This is a genomic window from Deinococcus marmoris DSM 12784 (assembly GCF_000701405.1).
In the GTDB taxonomy this organism is placed as follows: domain Bacteria; phylum Deinococcota; class Deinococci; order Deinococcales; family Deinococcaceae; genus Deinococcus; species Deinococcus marmoris.
Genome location: NZ_JNIV01000164.1, coordinates 1 through 5841, shown reverse-complemented (window position 1 = coordinate 5841; position 5841 = coordinate 1). Strand labels below are relative to the sequence as shown.

Here is a 5841-nt window from a genome sequence, read left to right as displayed (position 1 = left end):
AACGATCTTCTGACCGGCGGCGATCATTTCTTCCCAGGTTTTGGGCGGCTGAGCGATCCCGGCTTCTTTGAAAAGGTCTTTATTGTAAAACAGTGCCAATGTGCGCACAGATGTGGGCAGAGCGTAGTACTTGCCGCTCATCTTGGATGTCTTCACCATGGGCGCGTAGGTGCTGTCTATAGTGGCCGTCGGGAAATCCTTTGTCGGGAGTTGCTGAAGGTAGCCCGCGTCCACGTATTGCGGAAGCCAGCCGTAATACAGGTTGACCACGTCCGGCCCCTGCCCGGCTGGAACGCTGGAGGCGACTTTCTGGCTGTAAGCGTCGTAGGGGAAGGTTTCCTGCTTGATCTTGATATCGGGGTTGGCAGCCTCGAACTTCTTGATCAGTTCATTCATGGTGGTGACCTTACTGGCAAAGTCGTATTGCCAGTACGTCAGCGTGACGGGGGCGGCGGAGGCGGAGGCGAGCGAGAGGCCCAGGGCCAGGGTCAGTAACTTTTTCATGGTGAACTCCTGTTGTTTTGAGATGGAGAGCGTGAAAAGAGGGTGGAGGGTGTTTACTTGCCTAGCGTGACGCGTGGCCACAGGTAGGGCAGCGCCTGCTTGCCGCCCCACGAGAACGAGGCCCATGCCAGTCCGCTCTGGCTGATGTTCGCGCCCACGCGGGCGTCAGCCTGATCGCCGTCGTACATCACCAGGTTGAGACCAATCGTGTCGCCTGCTTTTGGCACCTTGGGCATGGCGGCCCAGGGCAGGCGGAACTCGATGCTGTAGCCGCCGTCCACCTTCCTGGAGGCCACCTGCATGCCGGGGGCCGTTTCTTCCATCACGCCCTGGTTGGCGTCGGCGTCGCGGAAGCCGCGCGCTCCGAAACCGTCGGTGGTGCAGGGAAAGGCCGCCGCCTGCATGGTGGTGCCGGTGTCCTTGCTGTCGCCGCTAGGGTCCACCGTCACGCCGATGGCGTCCGAGCGGAGCTGGGCCTTGATGTCGTCGGGGGCGATGTTGCAGGCCACCAGCTCATCCTTGACGTTCATGCCCACGTAAAGGTACGTGTCGTCATAGCCGAGTTTGAACCCCGCGCTGGCGTCCGCCGCGCTGTCGGGCTTGGCCCGCCACCACAGGTCTTCCGGGCCGATCTGCCCATCTGCCCCTGCCGACATGTCGGCCAGATCGCCGTCGATGACCGGCGCTTTGCTCAGGCGCGGAATGGTCAGCGTTGGCAGGATGTAAGCGTTAGCCGTATCGGTAAAGTTGCCGGTGCTGAGGCTGACGGGCAGCAGCGCACTCTGGCGTCCGGCGGGCAGCGCGGCGGCCACAGCTTCCATCTGGAAGGTCAGCGTCTTGCTCTGTCCGGCGGCCAGTTGGTAGGCCGTGTCGCCCGACAGCGTGACGCCAGCGGGCATCTTCAGGTCCACCTTGCCGTTCACGGCAGCCTTGCTGCGGTTGGTGACCAGCACGTTCACGGGGGTTTTCTGCCCCAGCGCCAGCGCCAGTCGGGTGGGCAATGAGCCGATCACCCAGTCGGTGCCGGTCTGCCGCGCGAAGTCCTGATACGCGGCGACATCGAAGGTGGGCGCGAAGGTGGCGACGACGGCGGGAAGCGGGCGCACGAAATTACCGGCGCGGCCTGTGATGGACTGGCCGTCCTGCGCGGCGCGGTAGCTGCCCGTCACTTCACTGCGCTGGGCCGCCGCATTCGCCGGAGCCGTGACCTGGAAGGTGGCGCTGGCCGACTCGCCGGGCTTCAACGTTTTGGCTGCTGGCGCTGCTGAGACTTTCCAGCCGTCCGGCGCGTTCAGGGCCAGCGTGACGCCGGTCATGTCCTTCCCGGTGGTATTGGTCAGTTTGACGGTCACGGGTGCGGCCTGTCCCGCACCGATGTCGTACGCGGCGGGCAGCACTTCCAGCTTTACCCCGGCAGGAGAGGAACCGCTGGGCGTGAGTGCGCCGCCCATCAGTGAGGTTTCCTGGACAGGTGTGGGCACGCGCGAGGCCACCAGCATGAACGATTCGGGATTGGCCGTCTTGGCAGGCAGCGACGAGAAGGTGTCCTAGCCCTGCGAGCGGTAGTTGTACTGCGCGATGTTCTTCAGGTCCGTGTAGCGAATCCGGGCGGTGCGTGAGATGTCGTCGGTGGGAATCTTGACGGTGGCATCTGCGGCGTTGTTGGGGTAGTAGTACAGCTTGAGGGGTGTGAAGACCTGCAACCCCTCCTTGAGCTGCTCCGGGCAGGTGGCCGGATCGCCCGCTGTGGCGTAGGCCAGCGTGGCGGCGCGGGCGGCCATCTGGTGCTGGCCGTGCGTGCCTGGACCGGGCCACATGGTCACAAGAACTTCGGGGCGGCGAACGCGGACCAGCCGGACCACGTCACAGATGAAGGCGGGGCCGCCCCACTTGGCCAGGGTTTCCTCGGCAGACAGCGTGAAGTAAAAGTCGCGCAGTCCCAGGAAATGTGGGCTACTGACGCCCAGCATCGCCAGCGAGCGGCGCTCTTCCTCCTCGCGGATCAGGCCCAGGGCGCGGCCTGTTTCACGGCCTGTGGCGTTGCCGCCGCCCTCGCCGCCGGTCAGGGTGACCACCGTGCCCTTATAGCCACCGTCCAGCAGGTAGCGGGCCAGGATGCCACCCACACCGCCGTCATCGTCCGGGTGCGCGCCGATGAACATCAGGTCCACGTCCATCAGATCCAGGCCGCTGACTGTGCCGCCGTAGCTGCCGGGGCCACTCTGGATGGGGTTGGGTGCGGCGGGCGCAGGGGTGGTCTGCGCGCTGGCCGCCCCGACGAGCAGGGAAAGCATCAGGCTGGACAGGTACCGTTTCTTCATAAAGAACCTCCTTCAAGGTGTGTGCGGGCGGTCATAAAGCGGGTGGTGAGGCTGCCGTGGTGGGTGTAATCAATGTCAAGCCGTTCGCGGGCCGCCGCGATTTCCCCGGCCATCACCGAGGGGGCGGGGCCGCCAAAGGTGGTGCGCCGGGCGATGAATTCTGCCGGGTTCAGGGCACTTCGTACCTCGGCTTCCGGCAACTCCAGTCCAACGGCGGCAAGATCGGCGGCGGTCAGGGTACTGACGGCGCGGCCCTGGGCGTGCAGGTGGTCCAGCAGCGTCTTGACATGGGCGTGGGCTTCCCGGAAACCGCATTCCGTATGGCGGGCGATCACGTCGGCCAGTTCGGTGACCACCGATTCGCCCTGCTGGGCCTCCCGCAACCATTCCTCGCGGTTGAGGTTGGGGTGGGTCAGCGAGGCGATCAGCAGTTCCAGCCCGTCACGGAAGTCGTGCCACATGCTGGTCAGGGGGGGCTGCATGTCCGGGCCGGGATCGTTGATGTCCCCGAACGGGACGTTGTGGCTGGAGATGATCACGCTCTGGGTCACGCCGATGGCCTTGCTGAACTTGGTGCGGGCGTGTTCCAGCGCCACCGGGTTGCGTTTCTGCGGCATCACGCTGCTGCCCTGCACCAGACCGTCTGCCAGCGACAGCAGCCCGCGCGAGGCCCAGAACAACAGGTCATACAGCACCCGCGACAGCGTGGTGGACACCACCGTGATCACGCTGGCGATTTCCACCTGCCAGTCGCTGGCGCTCACGGCGTCGTAGGTGTTCTCGATGGGCCGGTCAAAGGCCAGCAAGTCTGATGTGCGCGTGCGGTCAATCGGGAAGCTGGTGCCGCCCAGGGCCACCGCGCCCATCGGACTGATGTTCAGGTGCGTCATGGCCCCCAGCATCCGCACGGTGTCGCGGGCCAGCACATTTTCCACCGCCGTCAGGTAGTGCGCCAGCGTGGTGGGCTGGGCAGGCTGGTGGTGCGTGTACGCCACGATCACGGTGTCGATTTCGCGTGCGGCGAGGTCCAGCAGGGTGCGCCGCAGCCGCAGCACCCGCTCCATCGCCCGCATCAGGCGCTGCCGGGCACTCAGGCGGTAGATGGTCATGTCCAGATCGTTGCGGGACAGCGCCGTTCGCAGCGCCCCCGCCGCGTCTACGTCGCGGGCGGCCAGTTCACGGTCCAGCGTGAAGAACACGTCCTCGACGCTAGGATCGTAGGCCGGGAAAGGCTGACGGCGGATCTCGCGCAGCAGGGTGGCCGCCTTGCCCGCGTGGGCCACACCGCAGCCGTCCAGCATCAGGGCGTGGGCGCTCAGGGCGTCGAAGAGGTGGGGCAGCAGGTGTTCGCTGGCGTAGTCGTAATCAGGCTGCAAGACCACCCTCAGATACGTGTCATGCCACATCGGTCTTCTCCCTCCCCAGGTCTTCCACGCGTGCCAGCAGGTGTTCATGAGCCTGTTCTCGGGCCAGCAGGGCCGCGCCGCGCAGGACGGCGTCCCCCACATCCGGCAGCAGGTGGATGGTGATCGACAGGTCCAGCAGCACGCTCAGCTTGTCCTGCAACGCGGCAGCGCGGTCCTGCGGCAGACCGAGGACGACGTGTTGCAGATCGAGGGTATGGACGAGTCCGGCCAGCATGAACGCCGTGGCCTCCAGGCGTTCGGGACTGGGCAGACTTTCGAGCGGCTCTGCGCCGAGTGGGCCGGGCCAGCGTGAGCGCCCGATTTCTCCGGCGCGTCCGTGCATCCCCCGGTAGAGTTCGCCGCCCAGCAGCAGGCCCATCCCTGTTCCGCTGGGCCGCTCGATCAGCACCGCAACATGACTCCAGCCGGGAGTCTCGCGGGTGGTGGCCAGCGCAACGAGATTGGCATCGTTGGCAAAGGCGTAGGTCACCCCGGCGGCGTCCAGAAAAGCCGTGACACGCTGCACATTGAGGTGATGGGTGACATTGGGTTCCCGGACGCGGCCCTGCGGATCGACGGGTGCTGGCAGGCCGATCAGGACGTGACAGAGCGGCCCGTAAGCAGCATCGGTCAGTGCCTGAGTAAACGCATTCAGAAGCGCGTCGGTGAGACCAGCCTCAGCGCAATTGACTTGCTGCTGCCTGGGGACGCCGCCCGCCAGACCGCTGAGCTGCGTGTGGATCTGGGTGGGTTGCAGATTGACGGCCAGGACCGCGCCCACTTGCGGGCGCAGCTCGACCCGGTGGGGGGTGCGGCCCAGACCCTGATCAGGCGAAATGGACAACTGGGCGATGCCGTGATTCAGCAATTCCTGGACCACGACGTTGACGGTGACCTTGGAGAGGCCGGTCTGATCGGCGAGCTGTGGGCGTGTCAACCCGGTTCCCAAAAATAGCAGTTGTGTGACGGCGCGGCGATTAAGACGCCGAAGCTCACGCGGCTGACCCATTGCATCTCCTAGATAAGAAACTTTATTAACGATTGGGGTCACTGTATACCTTTGCCTGTGGAAAAGCAATATTCCTTCGCCTCTCCGTTCTACACGGTATTTTTTCTTGTCTGCGGGTAGACGCGAGGACGAGAAGAGAGCCTTCTCGCTTCCTTCCAATCGGTTTCCCTGGCCAGTTTGTTGACCACGGCTACTGAGGTTGACTTCAGGCTTACAGAGTCGGCAGGCGCGTGAGTGCGGCGTCCACCACGACATGAGGATCGTGATTGATCACTGACCTTACGCGCTACGATTTGAAGACTCCATGAAATCATCAGGATTTCTTGCTTCGCACTGCGGCGACGCAAACTGGGGAGGTGACTCGCCGGATGATGGAACTGTACAGCGATTTCTTGATCTCCTCGTTCGGTCAAACGAGTGCCACCATGCTCGCCCAGTTGCTGCTGGGGGAAGTCAGTCACGATCAGGTCACTCGTTTTTTGCGTCAGGAAGAGGCTTTTTCCCGTACGCTCTGGAAACTGGCAAAGCCGTTGGTCAGGCAGATCGAGCAGGAGGACGGAACGCTGAGTGTCGATGACTGTGTGATTCCCAAACCTCACAG

At 64.2% G+C, this 5841-nt stretch carries 5 protein-coding genes and 1 pseudogene; 1 reads left to right on the top strand and 5 read right to left on the bottom strand.

Annotated features, from left to right (window positions below; genetic code table 11):
- The 5 genes from Q319_RS0122190 to Q319_RS0122170 all read right to left on the bottom strand — a co-directional run.
- A partial coding sequence (locus Q319_RS0122190) for an extracellular solute-binding protein (protein ID WP_029484586.1) occupies nucleotides 1–504 on the bottom strand: 504 nt, incomplete at its 3' end.
- Nucleotides 505–557: 53 nt separating this feature from the next.
- Entirely contained in the window at nucleotides 558–1985 is a 1428-nt protein-coding gene (locus Q319_RS0122185; RefSeq protein WP_162178697.1) for a sugar-binding protein, read from the bottom strand.
- Nucleotides 1986–2051: 66 nt separating this feature from the next.
- Entirely contained in the window at nucleotides 2052–2825 is a 774-nt protein-coding gene (locus Q319_RS0122180) for a PIG-L family deacetylase (RefSeq protein WP_029484584.1), read from the bottom strand.
- Nucleotides 2822–4231 (bottom strand): argininosuccinate lyase, encoded by a 1410-nt coding sequence (locus tag Q319_RS0122175; RefSeq protein WP_029484583.1) that lies wholly within the window; start codon nucleotides 4229–4231, stop codon nucleotides 2822–2824. The genes Q319_RS0122180 and Q319_RS0122175 overlap by 4 nt, the downstream gene beginning before the upstream one ends.
- Nucleotides 4221–5240: an ROK family protein gene (locus Q319_RS0122170; RefSeq protein WP_162178696.1), complete on the bottom strand. Its 1020-nt coding sequence runs from the start codon at nucleotides 5238–5240 to the stop codon at nucleotides 4221–4223. The genes Q319_RS0122175 and Q319_RS0122170 overlap by 11 nt, the downstream gene beginning before the upstream one ends.
- A 356-nt stretch (nucleotides 5241–5596) precedes the next feature.
- On the opposite strand from Q319_RS0122170, the pseudogene Q319_RS0122165 reads away from it, so the two are divergent.
- Nucleotides 5597–5841 (top strand): annotated as a pseudogene (locus Q319_RS0122165) (IS701 family transposase); the annotation flags it as partial.